Annotated in this window: 11 protein-coding genes; 2 read left to right on the top strand and 9 right to left on the bottom strand. The window is 52.2% G+C overall.

All coding sequences use genetic code 11. The annotated features are described in order from the left end of the window. Positions 1-2: 2 nt before the first annotated feature. The 9 genes from MKX70_RS15475 to MKX70_RS15435 all read right to left on the bottom strand — a co-directional run bounded on the left by MKX70_RS15475 (position 3) and on the right by MKX70_RS15435 (position 17,393). Positions 3-2,297 carry a glycoside hydrolase family 3 N-terminal domain-containing protein gene (locus tag MKX70_RS15475; RefSeq protein ID WP_340790171.1) on the bottom strand — a complete coding sequence of 765 codons (2,295 nt, stop codon included), beginning with the start codon at positions 2,295-2,297 and terminating at the stop codon, positions 3-5. 43 nt (positions 2,298-2,340) lie between these two features. Continuing rightward, complete coding sequence (locus MKX70_RS15470; protein WP_042238202.1) at positions 2,341-3,258, bottom strand: carbohydrate ABC transporter permease; 918 nt, start codon at positions 3,256-3,258, stop codon at positions 2,341-2,343. A gap of 29 nt (positions 3,259-3,287) precedes the next feature. After that, positions 3,288-4,214, bottom strand: a complete 927-nt coding sequence (locus MKX70_RS15465) for an ABC transporter permease (RefSeq protein WP_042238204.1) — start codon at positions 4,212-4,214, stop codon at positions 3,288-3,290. 91 nt (positions 4,215-4,305) lie between these two features. Next, the gene (locus MKX70_RS15460) at positions 4,306-5,811 is read right to left on the bottom strand and encodes an ABC transporter substrate-binding protein (RefSeq protein ID WP_042238205.1); all 1,506 of its coding nucleotides are present in this window, start codon (positions 5,809-5,811) and stop codon (positions 4,306-4,308) included. A gap of 195 nt (positions 5,812-6,006) precedes the next feature. Then, positions 6,007-7,524: a response regulator transcription factor gene (locus tag MKX70_RS15455; protein WP_042238207.1), complete on the bottom strand. Its 1,518-nt coding sequence runs from the start codon at positions 7,522-7,524 to the stop codon at positions 6,007-6,009. Continuing rightward, the gene (locus MKX70_RS15450) at positions 7,517-9,343 is read right to left on the bottom strand and encodes a sensor histidine kinase (protein WP_340840286.1); all 1,827 of its coding nucleotides are present in this window, start codon (positions 9,341-9,343) and stop codon (positions 7,517-7,519) included. Before MKX70_RS15450 ends, MKX70_RS15455 begins: the two co-directional genes overlap by 8 nt. 137 nt (positions 9,344-9,480) lie before the next feature. Continuing rightward, on the bottom strand, positions 9,481-14,520 hold the full coding sequence (locus tag MKX70_RS15445) for an endo-beta-N-acetylglucosaminidase (RefSeq protein ID WP_340840285.1): 5,040 nt from the start codon (positions 14,518-14,520) through the stop codon (positions 9,481-9,483). 354 nt (positions 14,521-14,874) lie between these two features. Further along, the gene (locus MKX70_RS15440; RefSeq protein WP_340840284.1) at positions 14,875-15,876 is read right to left on the bottom strand and encodes a glycoside hydrolase family 43 protein; all 1,002 of its coding nucleotides are present in this window, start codon (positions 15,874-15,876) and stop codon (positions 14,875-14,877) included. Beyond that, positions 15,873-17,393, bottom strand: a complete 1,521-nt coding sequence (locus MKX70_RS15435) for a glycoside hydrolase family 43 protein (RefSeq protein ID WP_340784057.1) — start codon at positions 17,391-17,393, stop codon at positions 15,873-15,875. The genes MKX70_RS15440 and MKX70_RS15435 overlap by 4 nt, the downstream gene beginning before the upstream one ends. 332 nt (positions 17,394-17,725) lie before the next feature. Between MKX70_RS15435 and MKX70_RS15430 the strand changes: the two genes are divergently transcribed. Together MKX70_RS15430 and MKX70_RS15425 are read left to right on the top strand one after the other, a co-directional pair. After that, a complete protein-coding gene (locus MKX70_RS15430) occupies positions 17,726-18,664 on the top strand; it encodes an ATP-binding cassette domain-containing protein (RefSeq protein ID WP_042238214.1) in 939 nt (312 codons plus the stop codon). Further along, positions 18,642-19,397 (top strand): ABC transporter permease, encoded by a 756-nt coding sequence (locus tag MKX70_RS15425; RefSeq protein WP_340840283.1) that lies wholly within the window; start codon positions 18,642-18,644, stop codon positions 19,395-19,397. The genes MKX70_RS15430 and MKX70_RS15425 overlap by 23 nt, the downstream gene beginning before the upstream one ends. The last annotated feature ends 23 nt before the right edge of the window (positions 19,398-19,420 follow it).

Raw genomic sequence — 19,420 nt, 5'->3', positions numbered from 1 at the left:
ATCTAACCCTCCATCACCGCAAGATCTGTACCCAGCGTATCGGTCACATTCCGGCCGACTCCGATCCGGAAGATCCCCGGCTCAACCACCAGCTTGTACTCCGGTCCGATATAGCTCAGGTGCTCTGCACTCAGCTTGAACGTAACGGTCTGCTTCTCACCCGGCTCCAGAACAATCTTGCGGAAGCCCTTGAGTTCCTTGGCCGGCCGGGTGACCTTGCTGACCCGGTCAGATATATAGAGCTGCACGACCTCTGCACCGCTGCGGGTGCCTGTGTTCTCTACTTCAACCGTAACCTCAGCCGTCCCGTCCGCCTGGATTTCAGCAGGCTCTACCTTCAGTCCGCTATAGCTGAATTCGGTATAGCTGAGTCCGAAGCCGAAGGGATACAGCGGCTCCGAATCTCTTTCAAGATAACGTGCGCCGCGTGAACGTTTGCCCAGATAATATACGGGTAGTTGTCCTACATCCGCAGGAAGGGAGAGCGTTAATCTGCCGGACGGATTCACATCGCCGAACAGGATGTCCGCAATGGCATGACCGCCCTCCTGCCCGGGATACCAGGCTTCCAGAATGGCATCCGCCTGTTCGTCAATCCAAGGCTCAGCAATAGGACGGCCGTTGATATACACGACAACTACCGGCTTGCCGAGCGTCTTCAGCTCCTTCAGCAGCTCCAGCTGAACGCCGGACAGATGTAGCGACATCCGGTCAATGCCTTCACCGCAGTCCATATCGCTAAGGCCATTCTCCGTTACCTTCGAGGCTCCGGTCCGCAGATCAATGCTGCCCTCGCCGAAGTCTCTGGCGCTCGACCCGCCCAGCGCCAGCACAATCGTATCCGCTTCGGCTGCCGCCTGGCGCGCCAGCTCGAAGCCCTCGGTGGAGCTGTCTTTGATCCGGCAGCCCGGCGCATAACGTACCCGTTCCGGTTCAGCGGCGAGCTTGGCCCGTATTCCGGCCAGTACCGTTGCTACCCGGTCACGCGGCTGCGGCGAGGTGTAATCCCCAAGCTGATTGTAGCCGATATCTGCGTTGGGGCCGATCACGGCAACCGTGCCTTTGTTTTTCGATAATGGAAGGATACCGTTATTCTTCAGCAGTACAATTCCTTCTGCCGCAATGCTCCGTGCCAGCTCCGCATGTTCCGGATTGCCGATCACCTGCTCTGCCCGGCCCGGATCGGCAAACGGCTGTTCAAACAGGCCCAGCCGGAACTTCAGCTCCAGCACACGTGCAGCCGCTTGATCCACCAGCTTCTCATCCAGCCGCCCGGAACGGAGCGCCTCCAGCAGATATCCTCCGAACATGACGCCGGACATCTCCATATCAATCCCGGCGGTGAGCGCCTGCACTGCCGCATCTTCTCCGCCGTCCGCTGTATCATGGCCCGAGGCCAGCATATCAATAGCGCCGCAATCGGTAATGACCATGCCCTTGAAGCCCCATTCGCCGCGCAGGATATCCTCTAGCAGCTCCTGATTGGTTGTGCAAGGCACTCCGTCAATCTCGTTATAAGCCGGCATGATGGATACCGCACCGGCTTCCACCGCTTTGCGGAACGGGTACATATCGACCTCCAGCAGCTCCCGTTTGCCGATATGCGCCGGACCGGCATTCCTGCCGCCTTCCGAGCTGCCGTAAGCGACAAAATGCTTCAGTGTCGCCCCCACACTGGACCCGCTGTCAAGCCGGTCGCCCTGCAGTCCTTCCACAGAAGCTACAGCGAATTCACCGATGAGATACGGATCTTCGCCGAAGCACTCCTCGGTTCGGCCCCAGCGCGGATCACGCACCACATCAAGCACAGGGGAATACGTTACCGCTCCCCCCTGTGCCCGGGTCTCCAGCGCTACCGCGCGGGACATCTCCCGATAGAGGTCTACATTCCATGTGCTGCCGATCAGCAGGGGAACCGGAAATACTGTCGCCCCGATCGCCATATGCCCATGCGAGCATTCCTCGCCGATCAGCAGGGGGATACCCAGCCTGGAATGCTCCAGCACATAACGCTGGATGGTATTCACCGCTTCGGCTCCGGCCCGCGCTCCAAGTCCGCTCTCCAGGGTGACCCCTGTCCAGGGATCTGCCCGCAATGTGCCGTATAATGCACCGATGCCGCCTTCGCGGATCTGGCGTTTGAAGTCTTCTGTAAGTTCTATCGTTCCTTCTGTATGATCATAGGTCTGCCACCCGAACAGCTGAACGAGCTGGCCTACCTTCTCTTCCGGCGTCATCAGCCCAAGCAGATGTTCAGTCCGTTCCTTGACGGGCTTCGCAGAGTCTTTATATAACATTACGGCTCCCACACCCTTTCTCCTGTTGTACTCCTCTAGACCCCTACTCTTTAACCGCACCCACGGTAAGACCCTGGATGAAGTAACGCTGGAAGAACGGATACGCAAAAATAATCGGCCCGGTAGCCAGTACCACCATCGCCATACGCGAGGTATCCTGCGGCATATTGCGGAGTGCCTCCAGGCTGAGCGAGCTGTTCTGCGAGTTCTGCATAATGAACTGCATACTGGTCTCAATCCGCATCAGCATCGACTGCAGCGGCACCAGATTCGGATTATCAATATAGAGCAGGGCATTGAACCAGTCATTCCAGTACCCCAGGGTGCTGAACAGCCCGATTGTAGCGAGGCCCGGCAAGGACAGCGGCAGCACGATTCCCAGGAAGGTGCGGAACTCTCCGGCGCCGTCGATTTTGGCCGACTCAATCAGGGCATCCGGCACGCTGGTGATGTAGAAGGTACGCAGGATCATAATGTAAAAAGCATTGACGGCCAGCGGCAGCACCAGTGCCCAGATGGTGTCCTTCAAACCGAGCATCTGTGTCACTACAATATAGGTAGGAACCAGCCCTCCGTTAAACAGCATGGTGAAAAACGCGAAAAACGCGAAGAAATTGCGGTATTTGAAGCTTTTACGTGAAATGGCATAGGCATAAAGTGAAATAATGATCAGGCTGACAAGCGTGCCAATGACGGTTACGGCAATGGTCACCCCATAGGAACGGAGCAGCGTGTCCCCAGAGCCGAATACATATTTGTAGGCTTCCAGACTCCATTTGGCCGGGATTAATTGATAGCCGTCCCGCGCAAGCGCCCCTTCGTCCGTGAACGAGATGAGTACGACGAACAGGAACGGGAAGATACACAGGATGGCAAAGCCCCCGGCGATACAATTGAAGATAATATTCCACACCGGCGACAGCTTGTGGAAATCGCGCGATTTCACTGGATTAGCAGACATTTGGATGACCTCACTTTCCTTCTTTTTCCCTAGAATAATGCACTGTCCTTATCGAATTTACGCACGATGTAATTAGAGGTAATGACCAGCACGAACCCTACAACGGATTGATATAAGCCCGCAGCCGTACTCATTCCGATCTCGCCGGTAGTCTTGAGTCCACGGTACACATACGTATCAATTACGTTGGTCACGCTGTAGAGCGTCCCCGAATCTCTCGGCACCTGATAGAACAGTCCGAAGTCGGCATAAAATATCTTCCCTATAGCAAGCAAGGTCATAATGGTGATGATCGGCTTCAGCATCGGCAGCGTAATCCCGCGGATCTGCTGGAATTTGCTGGCCCCGTCGATCATGGCCGCTTCGTAGAGGGACTTGTCTATACCCATAATTGCGGCGAGATAGACCACGCTGTTATAGCCGACGGCTTTCCATAGAAACACGAATATAATAATGAACGGCCAGTATTTCGATTCAGAGTACCAGGAGATATTGCTGCCGAACATGGCGTTGAGCAGCCCCCGCTCCGAGCTAAGGAAGCTGAATGCGAAGTATCCCACAACGACCCAGGACAGAAAGTATGGCAGGAACATGCCTGTTTGATAGAACTTGGCAAGCTTCTTGTTGGCAATCTCGGACAGCACCACCGCCATCACCACCGACAGGATCAGGCCAAGGATGATGAAGGCTAAATTATACAAAAGAGTATTACGTGTGATCAGATAGGCATCATTGGTGCTGAACAGAAACTTGAAATTATCCCAGCCGACCCATTTGCTATTGATGATGCTGGCCCAGAAGCCATCCCGGCTGAAGCGGTACTCCTTAAAGGCAATGACCGTACCCACCATCGGCAGGTAGGAGAAGAATAAAAACCACAGCGTGCCCGGCAGAACCATAAACAGCAGCACTTTATTTCTCAACACATCTTTGGCGGACTTTCCTATTTTCCCCATACTCCTAGTTCCTCCTATACCGGAAAATTCTTCCGTTGATACAAAAAGACCGGGCAAAGTCTAATCACCCGCCCGATCCTTGAATAGAATGCTACTTATTGTTCGCTGCTTTCCAGGCGTCGATCTGTGATTGGGCTTCGGCAATGATTTTATCCAGACCGGCGGCTTTTAGTTTCTCATTGGCCTTGGTCAGGTATTCTTCCGAATCTACAGATCCGGTCATCAGCGGTGCCCAGAATTCTTCCTTCACGTTCTGAACGGCGGCGATTTCATTCGTCACCTTGGAAGTATCGAAGTTGAAGCCGAGTAGCGGTGCATTGATACCGGCATCATTGAACTTCTTGAATTCTTCCCATTTGTTCTCAGGGTCGCCTTCATTCAGATAGTTGATCATAATGTTACCCAGGGAGAACGTCGGCATATCGTAGTTCTTCGCATCCGGGAGGTTCTTGATCATGTTGTCGCTGATTTTCTCGTAATGTACGCCTTCGATGCCTGAGTCAATCATGTTGCGCAGCTTAGGGTCTGTATTCAGCAGGTTCAGGAATTCCATGGCTTTCTCAGGATACTCGGAGTTGGCGGAGATCGCCTGCATGGAGCCCATGACGGACCAGTTGTAGATATAAGGCTGACTGGCTGGTGTTGACACAACCGGATACCCGTAGCTTACTGACCACAGATTGTCGGCCATCGGCTGGGTAGATGCGCGGTCAGTGAACCATTTGCCGGCTTTGTACAAGTCATCCACCGATGATGTAGTGGCTACTTCAGGAGAGATGTAACCCGCCTGATAGAATTTGCGGACCGTCTTAAGCGCTTCCTTGATCTCAGGAGTTTCAAGGATGTTGACCACTTTGTAGTCCTTGGTGTCCATATATACTGCCATCGGCATCTTCTCGATCACATAGTCAAATGGCATAATCGGCATGAAGTCTTTGACCATAGCGTACGGGGTCACTCCAGGCTCGTTTTCCTTGATGGTTTTGAGCAGCGGCTCCAGATCGGCCATCGTTTTCACGCTGGTCAGATCAAGCTTGTATTTGTCCAGCAGCTCTTTATTGAAGCGGAAGACTTCTTGAGCCGGAAGCTCTTTATTGGCCGGAATGGCATAGTTATGGCCGTCAACCTTGGAGCCTTCCATGAATGCCGGATCAATCGTATCTACAATGCCCTTGCCCTGGTTCTTCAGCAGATCATCGAGCTGCAGGAAGGCGCCCTTACGTGCATTCTGCACATAATCGAAGGCCCAGGAAGAGGTGAACAGGATATCCATAGGCTCGCCCGAAGCAGCCATGACCTGCATTTTTTGCGTATAGTCCCCGAAGTCGAGCATTTTGATATCGAGTGTTGCGTTGATTTTTTCAAGCGTGTATTTATTGACTTCTGCAAGCACCTTATCCATATCCTTCTGCGGCGGCCCGATAGTGTACCAGATCAGCTCTACAGGCTTCTCCGTAGACTCCGTAGCTTTGTTGCCTCCTGAAGCCGTTTCCCCGCCTGCATTGTTCTTAGTGTTCCCCCCACATGCGCTAAGCGCAAGTGAAACGGTTAAAAGCGTTGTCAACAACAAGGAGAAGTGTTTCTTTTTCTTACTCATTTGCCGTACCCCCTTTTAATTAGCCGTCCGGAAATTCAGGCCTGCCGGGCATTCCCGGCTGCAGGTTTCCATGAGCTATACCTTTACTTTATAAGATGAAAGCATTTTCAAATAGAAGAGAAACTATATATATTCAGGTATGAAATAAAGAAATTAAACCCCAAACATAACATATATCTATCAATAAGGAGCTGCTTAGAGCAGCCCCTTGAATTCTGTCGGTGAGATGCCAACGTATTTCTTAAATTGTTTATAAAAATAGCCCATTTCCCAGTAGCCGACACTTCGTGCGATCTCATGTACCTTGTTGTTTGTCGAGCGGAGCTGCTCCTTTGCTTTCTCAATCCGGTAACGGTTCATATATTCCGCAAACGATTCACCGGTCATTTTGTGAAATAGCTGGCCCAGGTACACCGGGTGAATATTGAACATGAAGCCCAGCTTCTTCAGTGACAGATCCTCACTGTAGGATTTCTCTATGTAATTCAGCACCTGGTTCACAACTGGACTCTTCAGCTCACGGTCCAGCAGCTCGATGATGCTTCCGGCCGTCTGCATGACTGCGGCGGACAGCCCGGGCAGCGAATTCGTCCTGTGGATCGCGGTCAGCCCCTGTGCAATAAGCTCCCGTTCCATTTCACTGCGGATTTCCTTAATCAGCATGCGGAAATACAGAATCCATTCCAGGGAAATCTCCCGGAGTAGCTCGGGTGTTAGGGACTCCATAGCTTTCCCGGAGAAATACAATTCAATTCTCTCTGTCAATGCTGGAAGATTCTTGCCCATAATCAGCTTGGAATATTCGCTCCAGTCCTCCGGCAAAACCGCCCCCAGATCCTCCTTCCGGTCCTTCAGCTGCTCATAATAAATGAGGCTCCGTGCCGGATGGATCTCCATGAATTCCTGGGTCTGCTTCGCCTGCTCATAGCTGAAGGGTGCAGCATCCACTCCCTCCACAGCCGAGCCTACGGCCGCCCGCACACCTTGGCCTGTAGCGCATAGGCCGGTGATCTCCTGGAGCATGACTGCCATCTGCTCCGCTCCCTTGGAGGCTTCTTCATAATTATGTATGAGCACCAGATCATTGTCGGAATCCCAGAACATGAAGAATGAGGTCTGTGCGCCGACCAGCTCCTCCACGTTCTTCCTGAAGGCTTCCGTAGCCGGTTCTGCCTGCACCAGGGCAACTTGAACATAACGCCCGCCGAGCGGCAGGCCGATCAGATTCAGCCGTTCGGACCGCTCTTCAGGATCAATCTGCCCCCGCATCCAGCGCAGCAGCACATTATCCTTCAGCACAGAGTTCGTATATTCCCACCACTGCGTACCCAGCCTGGAGACATCAAGCTTCTCCACAATCGTTTCCAGCGTGCTCCGGAATTCCTCCAGATTGATCGGCTTGAGCAGATAATTCTCAATCCCCAGTGACAGGCCTTCTTTGACATATATGAATTCATCATATCCGCTCAGCACAACCACCTTCAGCTCCGGACGGAATTCCCGGACCGCACGGATCAGCTCTAGGCCGGTCATCACGGGCATTGAAATGTCGGTAATGAGAATATCGGCAGGCACCTCCCGCAGCTGCTCCAGCGCCTCCTGCCCGTTCTCGGCTTGTCCCACAATCGCAAGGCCCAGCTGCTCCCAGTCCAATATATCCTGCAGGCCGCTAAGAATGAACGGCTCATCATCAACAATAAACACCTTATACATGATCTGTCTCCTCCTTGACGGGATATGGAAAAGTTATAGTGACCTCGGTTCCGGCTCCTGCTTCACTGGCCAGCTCAACCCCGTACGGCTTGCCGTACATCAGCCTTAACCGCTCATGAATGCTCCGCAGCCCGAATGACTCTGATCCGGACAATTCACGGTTATCCTCCAGGCCCAGCCGGAGCTGGTTCAGCTTCTCCCCGGCAATCCCCAGGCCGTTGTCCGAGACAACAACCCTTATATTGTTGTGATCATTCGGATGGACCCTGATGCTGATCACATTACCGGTTTGTCCGGTGCGCATGCCGTGCAGAATATAGTTTTCAATCACGGGCTGAAGGGACATTTTGAGTACAGGAATAGGCTCCAGCTCTTTACTGCATTCAATGGTATAGGAGAACCGGTCCTTGTAACGGATCCGGAACAACTCCAGATACATACGGCAGGCTTCGAGTTCATCCTTGAACGTATATTTCGCCTTCGGACGAACATACGATTTGAACAGCACAGACAGGCTGTAGATCATCTCGCCCACATCCTTCGCCCCGCTTGAAATCGCCCGCATCCGTATAACCTCCAGCGTATTGTAGAGAAAATGCGGATTCACCCTTGCCTCCAACGTAGCGATTTCCGTATGCTTCTGCTTGATTTCAGCTTTGTACACCTGATCAATGTACTGGTTCAGTTCATCCAGCATGCTGTTGAAGCTCTTGGCAATCTGGCCCAGTTCATCCTCACGGTTGTCTATAATCCGGGTGTTCAAATCCCCGTTTTTCACTTTCCGGGTGAAGCGGATAATACGGTGCGTCCGTTTGGCAAAATTCGAAATAAACATCGCCGGCAGCAGCACGGCGAACAGGATACAGACGAGGGCAATCGTAACAATAGTATTGCGTGCGCTGCTATAGGTTTCGGCAAGCTCCTTCTTGGAGATCAGACTGACCACCGTGTAGCCGGCCTGGCTCTGGGTCAGGCTGGTGACCACCATTCCGTCCATAGAGATTTCCTCCCCGGAGTTCGCCCCCTGCAGCTTCATATATTTCCGGCCGTACCCTTGACCCGAAGTGTCAAAGATGACTTCATTCTGGGCGGAGAGCACAAGAATCTCGCCTTTGAAATCCTGCTTATAGTTATGCATGGCCTGCCAGATGGATTCGGAGTCGAAGTAGACCAGCATCTGGCCGATATTGAGCAGCGACGACTTATTGTTAATGGGAATCTTCACCGAGAACATAGGGGCTCTCGGCATGCCGATGCTCTTCAGCACCCATATATTCGGCACGGAAACCAGGCTCTCTTCATCCAGAACCATCGAATCCGGGACAAAGGAATGAGCCGCATTGGTGGATACCCGGTCAAATTGCCTGCGGTTGTCGTAATAGTACATCACCTGCTGATTGGCGCTGTACAGCATCAGGCTGCGGATATCCGGATCATCGTCGATCTTGTTCTGGAAATACTGTACGGCGTTAGAGGTCGTCTGATCCCCGAGCAGGTAGCGGTCCAGCCTGTGCTCGACATATTCGCCGAAGGGGTGCTCCAGCAGAAATGTGGTATTGCTCGCCAGGCTGCCGTCCCGGTACACATCACGGATCATATCCTGGACGGACTGGTATTTGTTCTCCACATAGTTGCTGATACTCTCCATCGTCTTGCGCTGGATATCCATCTGCCGCTGCACCGCAGAATCCGAGATCAGCATCAGCACCAGATACGAGAAGGCAATAATCGTTGCAATGAAGATACAGGAGACAATAAGAGTGAAGCGCATAAACATATTATCTTTAAAATACTTGCGGTACAGGGAATTACTCCGCATAGTCCACCTCCTTAAAGTATGTCAGCTTACGCTTATCATTATGATACACAAGAAGCGCTCCCCCCTAAATGCTGTTCAGGGGGTGAGCGCCTTGTTTATGGCTTGAGCCGGCGGTATTTCCTTACCGCCCGCCAGGCTTAATTCAAATAATTCAGCAGCATCTGCGCAGCTTCTGCCCGGGTGGCGGGAGCTTTGGGTGCAAAAGTTCCATCAGCCCGCCCTTTCACGAGGCCAAGCGCAGCGGCTTCAGCCACCTGATCCGCTGCCCAGCCGGAGATGTCTCCAGCATCCTTAATAGACAGGCTGCCCGCTGCGGCCGGGATTGAACCCTGCTGCAGCCGGTAAGCGCGCATCAGAATGACGGTCATCTCTTCCCGGCTGATTGCTGCATCCGGCTGGAAGGACTCCGGCGTACGGCCGGTAATCAGACTGGCCTGGACCATGCCAGAGAGTGCCTGCTGATACCAGGCGCCTGCCGGAACATCAGCGAAGGAAGTGGTGCCGTTACCGCTTAGCTGCAGCGTACCGGCCATCAGCTGCACGAATTCAGCCCGGGTAATATTCCGGCCCGGCTGATAAGCCTGCTCCGATATCCCCTTGATCAGATGCTTCGCAGACAGCTCACGCAGGGCTTCAAAGGCCCAGTGCGTAACCGGAACATCGTTGAACTGCTTCGTATACTCCAGCAGTGCGTACCTGCCGCTGCCGTCAAGAAGTCCCGTAAATCCGCCGTCTTCAGCCGCTCCGCCCAGATAGGCGAGTGTGCCGTCACCTCCTACACGGTACAGGCCAAGCAGCTTCGGATGAAGTCCTTCACCGGCTGGCCAGCTTATCCTAACAGGAGAAGCGTAACTGCCGGGACGCTTAACGGTTCCATCTGCCAGGGACAGGCTCAGATCATAGTCCAGGAGTTGTCCCTTAAGCGATACACCGGCTTCCGTCTTCAGCGAAGCTTGTGCAAGTGCCTTGAATTCTGCTTGCAGCACGATCTTTGCACCGTTGCCCTGGGCAGCAGGCACGGCTTCGGCCAGCTGCTTCAGCAGGTCCGGTGTCAGCATCAGCCCGATTCTGTCTCCTTGCACACGCAGGGAATTCGTTCCCAGCAGCTCACCGGCGTTAACCGGAAGCTCAACTCTAACCGCTTGCTGTATCTGCACGGTAACTACACCGTTCACGGCCGGACTGCCCAACTGTGCGCCTGATATCACTGCAGCTGCAGTCGCAGGCGCCGGTGTTACAGCCGGTACAGGTGTTGCTGTTGGCAGAGAAGCCACCGGAGGATGGGTTGCCGTCAACGGGGGATTCGTCGGCGTCACCGGCTGACGGTTTACAGTCAGAGTAATAACCTCTGTATCCGCCGCGTCCACATAAGGGCGGCCGCCAACGATGCGGGTATTCTCTACACGCGCCTTATAAACGCCCGTATCAGAAAGTTGTGCCTTGGCAAGGGTCAGGCTGCTGCCAAGAGCACCCTCTATAACCAGATCATCTTTGAACCAGCTGTAGCCCAGTTCACCATAAACGGAATCGGCAACAACTGTAAAGGTCACATCGTTACCTTCCATTACCGACTGGCTTGTCGCCGTAAATGAAGCAATCGCTGGAGCTTCATGCTGCGGATGGACCTTCAGTGCCAGCGGTGAGCCAACGATACGCGCCGGGTCTGTGGCCTCTTTGCCGGTCAGCACAACACGATAATTCGTTCCATCCTCTTCAAATAATGGATTGAACCGGTATACCGCACCGGTAACGCCCGGAACCGTCTGCCATTCCTCATCGGCAGCACGCTTTCTTTCCCACTCAATCGAGGCAATATCTCCTGATGTATCGACGGCAAGCGCGATCGGCTCCCCGCCAACAGTCTCAAGTACCGATGGCAAGTCCATCACAAAGGCCGGGGTCATCCATTGGATTTCCGCCGGAAGCACCTGCAGGTTATATTCCTTCTCTGCGGTCAAGCCGCCTTCGCCGGTCACAATGACCTTATAGCGGTAACCGCTCATATCTTCTGTCAGATCTGTAAGTGTCAGCGTGTCGCCAGCGGCAATAACTTCACCGTATCCTTCTCCCTGATCGACATACCAGGCATAGACTAATGTGCCGGAACCTTTACCAACAGCGCGAAGCACCCCATCCTGTCCTGCCCGGAACGAGCCTTCACTGACCACCTGTACATCCGGCGGCAGCGCGGTCCATTTCGCCTGCAGCGTAAGCGGACCATTCACCGTGTCAGAGGCAAAGTGCCATCTCGCATTACCGTTATACCAGCCTTCCAGCACATAACCTTCTCTCGCCACATTCGGTGCAGTCACAAGCGCACCGTTCATAACCTGAACAACCTTCGCTTTCGGCTGGCCGCCGTTACTGTTAAAGGTTACATTGTACCGCTTATCCAGCTGCAGCGGCTGGGATTTGTTCCCGCTGTAATCCTCCATCACCACTGTTACTGCTTTGGTCGACGTAAAGCTAAGACTCGCCTTCGTGGTGCGGCCGCGGATAATCATCGGCTTTTGCGCTGCTGCCCCTGAGAAATAGGTTACCGCAAAAGATTTAGGAACTCCGTCTTCATAGACGTACATGTACCTCCAGTCCCGTGTGTTCGGCATTGGCAGGCTCAGTGTATTTCCATTCCAGGACCATGCTTCGGCATAAGGCTCCGACAGCTTGTCAATGAACGTACCATTATAGGTTACAATGTCGGAGTTGCCTGCCTGGATGGTTACAGTGTACTCGTCCCCATTAATTGGCATATCGCTGAACAATGCCGAGGTTGTCCCTTGCGGCAGGATCAATTGTCTGGAGACAGGTTCTGCGGTTGTAATCCAGTTTACCGATTTCACCGTCACCTTAACGTTCCCGGCAGCGTCTGAACCGGACCACTTGACCAGGAGATCCCCGTTCTCGCTTGATTCGGCTTCAATACCCGATACCGCCGAGTCCAAATTAAAGGACACTGTAGCCGCTTCCCCTTCTACTCCGTCCGCTCCTACAGGAATGACTTTAATTATACCGGATTTGGCTGGCAGCTGTTTGATGTAGAACGTTTCGTCATATTTGCCGCCCATAAAGATGTCGTTCACATATACATTGTATTGCTTCACCTTGGAATAATCGCTGTTTAGATCCCACTTCAAAATCATTTCATTCGTATTCGGCAAGGCCTGCGCAACCACCAGATGGGTTGGCGCGGCCGGCTTCACGGCTGAACCGTCCGAGATGCGGATTTGACCGATGTTTACCTGATAATCGGCGATTGTGCTTGCCCCCGGTGTAAACACCAGGCCAAAGGCCGCAATTTCTTTACCTGCGTAAGCCCCCAGATCTACCTCTGCCGTTACCCAGCCCATGGTTTGTTTACCGCTGTTCTCCACAGGAACCTTGACTACCTTGGACGGATTGTCCTTGAAGATCAGGCCTGCACTAAAGACAGAAGCATCGTCGGCTGAAGTCTTATTATAAGCAATCGACAGTTGGGACGTTGCCTGTACAGACAGGTCGCTCTTGTACAAACGGAGAAAATTCTCCTTGTCCAGCGCCCCGTTCACAACCAGTGAACTGCCTCCGTTGAAGCCGCCAATCTGCTTATAGCTCATATGTGAATTGTCTGTCATTGTATATTCCGGACCGTAGTCATAATCAACCGTCAAGCGGTTGCCCAGGGTATCCTGCCACCACTGCCACGTTACAGGAATATCCTGAAGGCTCATGTTGGACCATTCTTCCTGATTTGACTTCTCCCCGTTAACATAATAGGAGATACCATGTCCGGTATTGAAATTCGTATAGAAGTTGGAATTCTGTACCACTGAGCGTTCCGCAATGACCGAAGAAATTCCCGGCCAGTAGCGGTTATCCGCATAGACATCCGCCACCGTATTCGCGGGCGAAACAGTTGTATTGCCGGGATTCACATTCGGACCTGACCACCAGAGCTGCTCCCGCAGATTGGCCATCCACTGGTAATCATTGTCTGTACGCCTCGAGACAGGCCACGCTTGTCCCATATCCTCGTCAAGACCGGCATGGACGAAATCGGCTCCGAGCGTAGCGATGCTTAAACGCGGAGCTCCGCCTGCTGTCAACTTGTCTTTCAGAGCTGTTCCCTGTACGCTCTTGAAACGGTCACGGCCTGCTTCAAGTCCTGCAAAGCCAATATCATACAGATTGTAATTTGTCCCTTCATCCTCATTCATTCCAGTCAAATAGCCTATCGCTGTATTAATATGGGTACTATTCACTCCGTAATCGAAGAAAAAGGAGTTTGAAACCGGCTCTTTTGCCGTTTTATCATACAGCATCGAAATATTGTTATTACTAAAGGTCCTTGTAAAGGTATTGGAACCGTTGTTCGTAGTTAAAGAATCGTACCACTGGACGTATAACCCACCTTTTTGCAGCACCTTCATGAAAGCAATGTAATCGGGAATATCGGCTGGAGCAACGTTCGGATTCAGCTCTTCCTGATTAAGGAAATAGCCGTCGAAGCCGAAGTAATTGGCCATTTCAATCATTTTCCTGGCCACCGGGAAGTCACCGTTCTCATCCTTCACAATCATTTGTTTGTACGATTGCTGTCCGCGGTCATTGTTGGAGAAAAACACACCGGCCAGCGACATGACCCCATTCTTGTGCGCGGCATCCGTATAGGTTGGATTCGGAATATTCAGCATGCCGAACTCAAACCACTTCTGCTGCCAGTCGGACTGGGCCAGATCATCGTAATATTCCGGCGGTGTATATGCCGTTGCCGTACCATGCCAATACGAATAATAATCAACATACTGCCAGAAATTGAAGTGATATTGGGCAAACTTGTTGGTATAAGGAGCATTTTCAATGAAAGCATTTCCATAATCGCCTGCGACATTCATCATTTTGACATCCGGACTCAGCTTTGGATTAGCCTGTGTAGCCGTGAAAGATGCAATCCGCTTCTGTAAAGGCACGCGGGAACGAAGCAGTTCCGCATCCGGATCGGTCTCAGGACTCCAACCCGCAATTTGATTGCTGGTATAGCCATGTACACTCGGCTGGTTAGCTCCATGCGCGCTGCCCCCTTTGAACGGCCAGGTATCTCCGGCCAGGACAGTCTGCGGCAGCAAGCCTGCAAGTAGCGCCGCACTTATTACGGTTGAAGTCAGCCTGCGAAGTTTTCGTGTTTGGGTATGAGATATCATGGTCCACTCTCCTCATGTAATGGGGATGTTCTTGGATTCTGCTTGCTCAAACGGCGCAATATTGGAAACGCATTCATAAAAACCCTGCTGTACCCCCCTTCTATTCTCTGTCCAAATTTAATATATAGCAGGAACTACCAGTCCAAGTAGAAGCGAAATTAAAGATAAACTGGTCAAATTAAAGGAAAGTCTGCAACAGCCCATAACCAAATAGAGCACATCTCCAATAGTCCTGAGGCATGCTCTGATAAATTATTCACTCTACATACAGCAAAAAAGCAGCCTCCGCGGGGAAGCTGCTGTTTGTTCTGCTGTCATACAGGCTGCTGTACTGGATGCTGCTGGGCTTGCGGATTACTCCGCTGATTCAGTAGAGGCCGGGTATGGATCAATCTTCTGAATTGTTCCGTCTTCATTATACTTAAGCTCGGTATATTTCACGCTGCGCTTATGGTTCACGCCACCCGATAACGAGCTGTCGTGATAGAACAGATACCACTTGTCCTCGAATTGAACGATGGAGTGATGAGTGGTCCAGCCAATGACCGGGGAGAGAATTTCTCCCTTAAAGGTAAATGGCCCCTGTGGATTCCGGCTGACGGCATATACCAGCGTGTGCTGAGTTCCAGTCGAGTAAGAGAGATAGTAATAATCATTGTATTTGTGAACCCACGGTCCTTCGAAATATCTCCGCTGCTCGTCACCGGCAAGAATCGGGTTCCCCTCTTCATCTACAATTGAGATCTCAGAAGGCTGCTCCTGAAAAGACAGCATATCCTCACTCAGCAGCGCCACACGCGGCCCAATCGCCGGCGCATCCAGCGCAGGCCCTTCCGCATCCGCCACGAATGTGCCTGTCTGCCATTTCTCCAGCTGCCCTCCCCAAAGACCGCCGAAATAGATATAAGCCTGGTTATCGTCATCCACCAATACAGCCGGATCAATACTATAGCTGCCGGCGATGTAATCGGGCTGCGGCTCAAACGGGCCTGCCGGTGAAGCAGAGGTTGCCACACCCATCCGGAATATTCCGTCGTGATCACGAGCCGGGAAGAACAGATAATAGGTATTATTCTTATAGGCTGCGTCCGGAGCCCAGAGCTGCTTCGAGGCCCAGGGGATCTGATCCAGATGGAGCGCCTGGCCGTGATCCACTACCGGTGACTCAAAATTATCCAGTGACAGAATATGATAGTCTTCCATCGCATACTGGTCCCCGTTATCATTATCCGGTCCATCGTGATCCAGGTCATGGGAAGGATAAATATAGATTTTTCCTTCATAGACATGGGCGGACGGGTCCGCAGTATAGATGTGGGTAACGAGCGCTTCATTAGGTTTCGGCAAATGTGTCATAAGACATCTCCTTTTGTATTTGTGTAATAGAATTCGGCAAAATAACCTGGAGCCGCAGCATCCGCACCCTCTCCCGAGGCGTGAAGTCCCAGGCAGACACCGGTGAATCCGCCGTTCACCTCAGGTGACAGGACAGATACATGTACCTTCTGCTCTGCGTCATGCCAGGAGAGGCCATCCTCAGAATACGAGCAGGTATAGACCTCACCGTCCGAACGGAGGCGGAGCCGAATCTCTCCCGAGCTCCCAACCGGGTAATGATATATCTGCTTCTGATCCCCGTCCTTGACGGTAAGCTCCATAACCCGTCTGCCACTCCGGCCCGAGAGTCCCCAGAAGAGATAGCCCCGGTTGTTCAGGCGGGCGGCCAGTCCGGCATATTCCCCATCCTTCGCCGGATCAAATTCCAGACTTACGCCCATCTCCATCCGGTGATGCTTCTGGCGGATACAGGCCAACACTGCCGGCGCCTCGTCATCCAGCGTATAGGCATTCCCCAGGATAGCGAGTTTACCTTCATGCTCCGTCCAGGAATACCGTTCCTCCTCATAGCTGCGCAGAAAAGCCCATTCCGGGCCGAAGCTGCCGCTCAGCTCCAAACGCTGAACAATGTCATCCGGACTGGAATTTTCAGCGGAGACAACGGTTCCTTCATTGTTGTCAATCACCGGCCAGCCTTCTTCGGTCCAGGTCACCGGAGCCAGGAAGGTCTCTCTGCCCAGCGGAGAGTATTTGCCGTCCACCGGACGCATGCCCAGAAAGACGGCCCACCACTTCCCGGACGTATCCTCTACCAGATCCGCATGGCCCAGGCATTGAACCGGATGCTCCTTCAGCCCGCGGTGGGTCAGTATAGGTTCAGGCTTATCCTCAAACGGCCCGTAAGGGTTGCTGCTGCGGGCAATGATCTCCCGGTGATCCCGGGCGGTGCCGCCCGATGCCGTCATCAGGTAGTAGACGCCCTTGATTTTATACAGATGCGGCCCTTCTACCCATGGACCCTCATCCCCACGCCAGATCTCCACAGGCTCAGACAGCACTTCACCGGACTCCGGATGAATCTCGTACTGGATAATATGGGATTCATAGCCGGCTCCATTCTGCACAGTCACGTAAGCGCGCCCATCCTCATCGAAGAACAGGGACGGATCGATCCCCCCATAAGGCAGCAGGACCGGCTCCGACCAGGGACCTTCCGGTTTGTCCGCGGTCACGAAGAAATTACCGATCCCCCTCACATCCGTAGTAATCATATAATAACGGCCCGCATGATGGCGTATCGTAGCGGCATATATACCGCTAGAGCTACGGCATGTCCGCAGGTTCACCTGGGAATTCCGGGTCAATACATGTCCTATGGGCGTCCAGTGGATCAGATCCTTGCTATGGAAGATAGGGACGCCGGGAAAATACTCAAAAGAGCTGTTAATCAAATAGAAATCATCATTTACACGGACTACACTCGGATCTGGATAGTAGCCGGAGATCACGGGGTTCCTGACATTTGTTGAGTACATAATAGCCTCCCTGAAATGGTGCGCAAGCGTTTACAAATCCTCAGTACCATTCTACAAGCCGAAATTATTTTATCCCATACGCAGAATAAAGGACTTCCCCCGAAAATTATGAGAATTGCCATCCTATTGAAATTGTAATTCAAACTGGGGACCACTGCTCGCCATTTTATTTGCAGGATTGGTCATTTTTTGCTGAATGTTTATCAAATGTTAATGAAATCTTTATGGACTGTTCAGATTAGCTGCGGTGAACGTTTATAACGCGCCGCTAGAATGAGAGAAAGCCGGCAGATAATTTAAGTACGTAGAAATCAAATGAGGTGGGAGAACGCATGAGCGAATATGTGCTTCAGGCACGCCAATTATCCAAGCATTACAAGCATCACCCTGCACTGGACCGTGTCGATCTGTCGATACGCCGGGGCAGCATCTATGGGTTCATAGGCCAGAACGGTGCCGGGAAATCAACCCTTATGCGGATAGCGGCGGGACTTTCCAGGCCAACCTCAGGTCAAATCGAATTATTCGGATATAAGGAAGGCGCACAGCTTGTACAGGCAAGAAAAAGGATGGGCACGACTATTGAGACACCCGCCCTTTTCCCTCATCTATCAGCCGCAGAGAACCTGGAGGTATTCCGGCTGCAAAAGGGAATCCGCGACAAGGCGCAGATCCGCCAAACCTTATCACTGGTAGGACTGGAGCAGGCCGGCAGCAAAATCGCTGCCAACTTCTCCTTGGGTATGAAGCAGCGGCTGGGACTAGCGGTTTCACTGCTCGGCCACCCTGAGCTGCTTATTCTTGACGAACCTACCAATGGACTCGATCCTGTGGGAGTTGTTGAATTAAGGGAACTATTGCTTCATTTAAACAGGGACAAGGGCATTAGTATTCTGATATCCAGCCATATTCTGAGCGAGCTTCATTTGCTGGCAACGGATTACGGGATTATTCATAACGGGCGAATGCTGGAGCAGTTGTCTGTAAGCGAGCTTCAGGCCAAGTGCAGGCAATACCTGCACATTAAGGTAGACTCACCAGAGAAGGCCATAGGAATTATACAAGAAGAATGGCAGACAACGGAATATGAAGTAGATGCTGACGGTATCATCCGCTTGTATGAACCGTTCGGCCCTCCCGGCGCACTCTCGGCTAAGCTGTTTGCAGCAGGTCTGGAAGTCCAGCAGCTCATGCCGAAGGGCGAAATGCTGGAACGGTATTATACCAAGCTGATTGGAGGGGCGGCAAATGGCAAATCTGTTACGGTCTGAGCTGTACAAATTATACAAAGAGCCCTCGTTCCGGATTCTCTGTTTCACTTTTATCTTCGTGGCGGTCATCTTATCCGGAGTTATCCATTATATGGGCTCAGATCAGAAGGTTTTCAGCGGGATATCCGGGCTAGGCCAAGGTGTACAAGTGAATGTGATTGTGCTTAAAATCTCATTAGCCGTAGTAGGAGGCTTCTTTCTCTCAGGTGAGCATGGCCTTGGGATTATGAAAATCTCGGTTGCTTCAGGGTACAGCCGCAGACAGATTTATACTGCCAAGCTGACGGCCTACTCTATCGGAATCATCATTTTGTCCTTAATCGTCCCTGTCATATGTGTGATAGCCGGCAGTTTGCTGAATGGCTTCGGCAGCCTCCCGGAAATTCCTGCCGCCCTATATTTATTTCGTACACTTGCCTTCACGATACTGTATGCAGCTGCCTTTGCCTCCATGGTTGCCGTCTTCGCTGTCACAACAACAATAAGCGGCATAACGATTGGCGCGGTGCTGCTGGTAATGCTTTTCTTCGACACCCTCTCAGAGTGGCTGAGCGGCAAATGGGCTGTGTACAGAGAATTTTATGAGCATTCCGTATTTAAGCTTAGTATGGATATCGCAACCCCAACGCCGACAACGTATGAGCTTACTCTCTTAATCCTGATTCCCATTGCGACTATTCTCGTATTTGCCTGGCTTGGGATCATGAGCTTCCGGAACATGGAAATCAAATAATCAATACATTAAATCCTAGGAGA

The sequence above is a fragment of the Paenibacillus sp. FSL R7-0312 genome (assembly GCF_038004445.1).
GTDB lineage: Bacteria > Bacillota > Bacilli > Paenibacillales > Paenibacillaceae > Paenibacillus_AQ.
The sequence above is the reverse complement of the archived record's forward strand: the minus strand, read 5'-3'. Positions and strand labels throughout refer to the sequence as shown.

Bases quoted from the DNA above. Each gene is read 5' to 3' on its own strand.
- MKX70_RS15470 (WP_042238202.1), bottom strand. From the start codon at position 3,258: ATGTCTGCTAATCCAGTGAAATCGCGCGATTTCCACAAGCTGTCGCCG.
- MKX70_RS15465 (WP_042238204.1), bottom strand. From the start codon at position 4,214: ATGGGGAAAATAGGAAAGTCCGCCAAAGATGTGTTGAGAAATAAAGTG.
- MKX70_RS15435 (WP_340784057.1), bottom strand. From the start codon at position 17,393: ATGTACTCAACAAATGTCAGGAACCCCGTGATCTCCGGCTACTATCCA.
- MKX70_RS15440 (WP_340840284.1), bottom strand. From the start codon at position 15,876: ATGACACATTTGCCGAAACCTAATGAAGCGCTCGTTACCCACATCTAT.
- MKX70_RS15445 (WP_340840285.1), bottom strand. From the start codon at position 14,520: ATGATATCTCATACCCAAACACGAAAACTTCGCAGGCTGACTTCAACC.
- MKX70_RS15425 (WP_340840283.1), top strand. From the start codon at position 18,642: ATGGCAAATCTGTTACGGTCTGAGCTGTACAAATTATACAAAGAGCCC.
- MKX70_RS15475 (WP_340790171.1), bottom strand. From the start codon at position 2,297: ATGTTATATAAAGACTCTGCGAAGCCCGTCAAGGAACGGACTGAACAT.
- MKX70_RS15455 (WP_042238207.1), bottom strand. From the start codon at position 7,524: ATGTATAAGGTGTTTATTGTTGATGATGAGCCGTTCATTCTTAGCGGC.
- MKX70_RS15430 (WP_042238214.1), top strand. From the start codon at position 17,726: ATGAGCGAATATGTGCTTCAGGCACGCCAATTATCCAAGCATTACAAG.
- MKX70_RS15460 (WP_042238205.1), bottom strand. From the start codon at position 5,811: ATGAGTAAGAAAAAGAAACACTTCTCCTTGTTGTTGACAACGCTTTTA.
- MKX70_RS15450 (WP_340840286.1), bottom strand. From the start codon at position 9,343: ATGCGGAGTAATTCCCTGTACCGCAAGTATTTTAAAGATAATATGTTT.